The organism is Pseudoxanthobacter sp., from assembly GCF_036822375.1.
Taxonomy (GTDB): Bacteria; Pseudomonadota; Alphaproteobacteria; order Rhizobiales; family Segnochrobactraceae; genus Pseudoxanthobacter.
The window spans coordinates 1-3,574 of record NZ_DAISHT010000290.1; the positions used below are offsets into that span (position 1 = coordinate 1).

The window sequence follows — 3,574 nt, forward strand, 5'->3', positions numbered from 1 at the left end:
CAGTCGATCGGTTCCGGCGGCGGCATCAAGCAGATCAAGGCCGGCACCGTCACCTTCGGCGCCTCCGACATGCCGCTGAAGCCGGAAGCGCTGGCCGAGGCCGGCCTCGTGCAGTTCCCGACCGTGATCGGCGGCGTGGTGCCGGTCATCAACCTGCCCGGCCTGAAGCCCGGCGAACTGGTGCTGGACGGCCCGACGCTGGCCGCCATCTTCCAGGGCAAGATCACCGCGTGGAACGACCCGGCGATCGTGAAGCTCAATCCGGGCCTGTCGCTGCCCTCCACCGCCATCGCCGTGGTGCACCGTTCGGACGGCTCGGGCACGACCTTCGTGTTCTCGTCCTACCTCTCGCAGGTCTCTGACGGCTGGAAGAGCGAAGTCGGCGCCAACTCCTCGCTGCAGTGGCCGGTCGGCATCGGCGCCAAGGGTAACGAGGGCGTGGCCGCCAACGTGACCCAGACCGGCGGTTCGATCGGCTATGTCGAATATGCCTATGCCAAGCAGAACAACATTCCGTTCGCGAGCCTCGTGAACAAGGACGGCAAGACCGTTTCCCCGACCGCCGATGCCTTCCAGGCCGCCGCTTCGGCCGTGGACTGGAAGAACGCGCCGGGCTTCTATGCCATCCTGACCAACGAGCCGGGCGAGAAGACCTGGCCGATCTCGGCCGCCACCTTCATCCTCGTCCACAAGAACCCGAAGGACCCGGCGGCCGTTGCCGAGGCCCTGAAGTTCTTCGCCTGGGCCTATAAGGACGGCGATGCGATGGCCGATCAGCTGGCCTATGTGCCGCTGCCGGACAGCGTCGTGGGTCTGGTCGAGGCCTCGTGGGCCGAGATCACGGCCGACGGCAAGCCGGTCTTCACGAAGTGATCCCCTTCAGGGCCGCATCCGCAGCACGGCGGCCGCGGTCCTGAAACCATCCGTTTGCCGCCGCCGTGTCAGAACTGACGCGGCGGCGGTTCTCCACCACGGGGGCAGTCCGCTTCGGCGGCAGGGCCACGTGGCGCGGCCCGCCGTCGAGTGATGGGGTTCAGAGCGCGACATGGTTGAGATGACCGTAGAACATCAAGCGGGCGCCGGCCCGTCGTCCAATACGCTGAAGCGGTTCGCCGTGACCGACATCTCGTTCCGCGGCCTGACATGGTTCGCGGCGATTCTGGTGCTCGCCGTGCTCGGCGGCGTCATGATCGCGCTGATCATCGGCTCTGCGCCGGTGTTCCGGGAATTCGGCCTGAATTTCATCTTCTCGCAGGCCTGGAACCCGGTGACCGAACAGTTCGGGGCGCTCGGGCCGATCTACGGCACGCTCATCACCTCGGCCATCGCGCTGCTGATCGCGGTGCCGGTCGGCGTGGGCATCTCGATCTTCCTGACCGAGAACTGCCCCCGGCCGCTGCGCCGGCCGATCGCCATCGCCATCGAACTGCTGGCCGGCATTCCCTCCATCATCTACGGCATCTGGGGCCTGTTCGTGTTCGCCCCGTTCATGCAGGCCTATGTGCAGCCGTTCCTGATCTCCGCGTTCGGCAACGTGCCGGGGCTCAACATGCTGTTCGCCGGCCCGCCCTACGGCATCGGCGTGCTGACCGCCTCGTTCATTCTGGCGATCATGGTGCTGCCGTTCATCTCCTCCATCACCCGCGACGTGTTCGAGACCGTGCCGCCGATGCTGAAGGAATCGGCCTACGGCCTCGGCTGCACCACGTGGGAAGTGGTGATGAAGGTGGTGCTGCCCTTCACCCGCGTCGGCGTCATCGGCGGCGTCATGCTGGCCCTCGGCCGGGCGCTGGGCGAGACGATGGCCGTGACCTTCGTGATCGGTAACGCCCACCGTATTTCCGCCTCCATCCTGGCGCCGGGCACCACGATTTCCGCCACCATCGCCAACGAATTCGCGGAAGCCGACGGCGAGCTTTACACCGCCGCCCTGCTCGGCCTCGGCCTCATTCTGTTCGTCATCACGCTGATCGTGCTGGCGGCTGCGCGCTACATGCTGATGCGCATCGAAAAGCGTCTCGGCTGAGGAAGGGCCGCTCACCCATGTATGCGACGAGAAAACTCCGCAACGCCCTGTTCATGACGCTGGCCACCGCGGCCGCCGTGTTCGGCCTGTTCTGGCTGGTGATGATCCTGTGGGGCCTGCTGTGGGAAGGCATCTCGGGCCTGAGCCCGGCGGTCTTCACCCAGATGACGCCGCCGCCGGGCTCTGCCGGCGGCCTCTTGAACGCCATCGTCGGCAGCGTGATCATGACGGCGATCGCCGTCATCATCGGCACGCCGATCGGCATCCTCGCCGGCACCTATCTGGCCGAATACGGCCGCTACACCCGGCTGGCGCAGGTGGTGCGCTTCATCAACGACATTCTGCTGTCGGCGCCGTCCATCGTCATCGGCCTGTTCATCTACGAGATCATGGTGGCGCCGATGGGCCACTTCTCCGGCATCGCCGGTGCCATCGCGCTGTCGGTGATCGTGATCCCGGTGGTGGTGCGCACCACGGAGAACATGCTGCTGCTGGTGCCGAACCACCTGCGCGAAGCCGCCACCGCGCTGGGCGCGCCGCAGTGGTTCGTCATCTCCAGGGTGGCCTACAAGGCGGCCAAGGCCGGCATCGTCACCGGCGTGCTGCTGGCGGTGGCCCGCATCTCCGGCGAAACCGCGCCGCTGCTGTTCACGGCCCTCGGCAACCAGTTCTGGTCGACCGATCTCTCGGCGCCCATGTCCAGCCTGCCGCAGGTGATCTTCCAGTTCGCTCTCAGCCCCTATCCGGACTGGCAGCGCCTCGCCTGGGCCGGTGCCCTCATCATTACCCTTGCGGTGCTTGCCCTCAGCATCTTCGCCCGCACGCTTATCAAGTCCGGAAACGACCGATGAACATGCCAGCCATCGACGCCACCGCTTCGCAGGGCCTCCGCGAGAAGGTCTCGATCCGGAACCTGTCGTTCTTCTACGGCGAGACCAAGGCGCTGAAGAACATCAACCTGCCGCTCTACGACCGCCACGTCACGGCGTTCATCGGGCCGTCGGGCTGCGGCAAGTCCACGCTGCTGCGCATCCTGAACCGCATCTACGAGCTTTATCCGCGTCAGCATGCGGAAGGCGAGGTGCTGCTGGACGGCGAGAACGTGCTCGGCCCGAAGCAGGACCTCAACCAGCTGCGCGCCAAGATCGGCATGGTGTTCCAGAAGCCGACGCCGTTCCCGATGACCATCTGGGACAACATCGCCTTCGGCATCCGCCTTTATGAGCGCCTGCCGCAGTCGGAGCTGGAAGGCCGCATCGAATACGCGCTGCGCAAGGCGGCGCTGTGGGACGAGGTGAAGGACAAGCTGCATTCCAGCGGCATGGGCCTTTCCGGCGGCCAGCAGCAGCGCCTGTGCATCGCCCGTTCGGTGGCGGTGAAGCCGGAAGTGATCCTGTTCGACGAACCCTGCTCGGCGCTGGACCCGATCTCCACCGGCAAGATCGAAGAACTGATCGACGAGCTGAAGGTGGACTATACCATCGCCATCGTCACCCATAACATGCAGCAGGCGGCGCGCGTGTCGAAGTACACCGCCTTCATGTATCT

4 protein-coding genes are annotated in these 3,574 nt (G+C 65.8%); all 4 read left to right on the top strand.

From position 1 onward, the window contains the following. Positions 1 to 873, top strand: an 873-nt coding sequence (pstS, locus tag V7067_RS16585; protein WP_334177001.1) for a phosphate ABC transporter substrate-binding protein PstS, incomplete at its 5' end; no start/stop codon positions are given. A 181-nt stretch (positions 874 to 1,054) separates the two neighbouring features. Beyond that, entirely contained in the window at positions 1,055 to 2,026 is a 972-nt protein-coding gene (gene pstC / locus V7067_RS16590; RefSeq protein ID WP_334177002.1) for a phosphate ABC transporter permease subunit PstC, read from the top strand. A 17-nt stretch (positions 2,027 to 2,043) separates the two neighbouring features. Then, on the top strand, positions 2,044 to 2,877 hold the full coding sequence (gene pstA, locus V7067_RS16595; protein ID WP_334177003.1) for a phosphate ABC transporter permease PstA: 834 nt from the start codon (positions 2,044 to 2,046) through the stop codon (positions 2,875 to 2,877). Beyond that, positions 2,874 to 3,574, top strand: a 701-nt coding sequence (locus V7067_RS16600) for a phosphate ABC transporter ATP-binding protein (RefSeq protein WP_334177004.1), incomplete at its 3' end; no start/stop codon positions are given. The genes pstA and V7067_RS16600, both read left to right, overlap by 4 nt.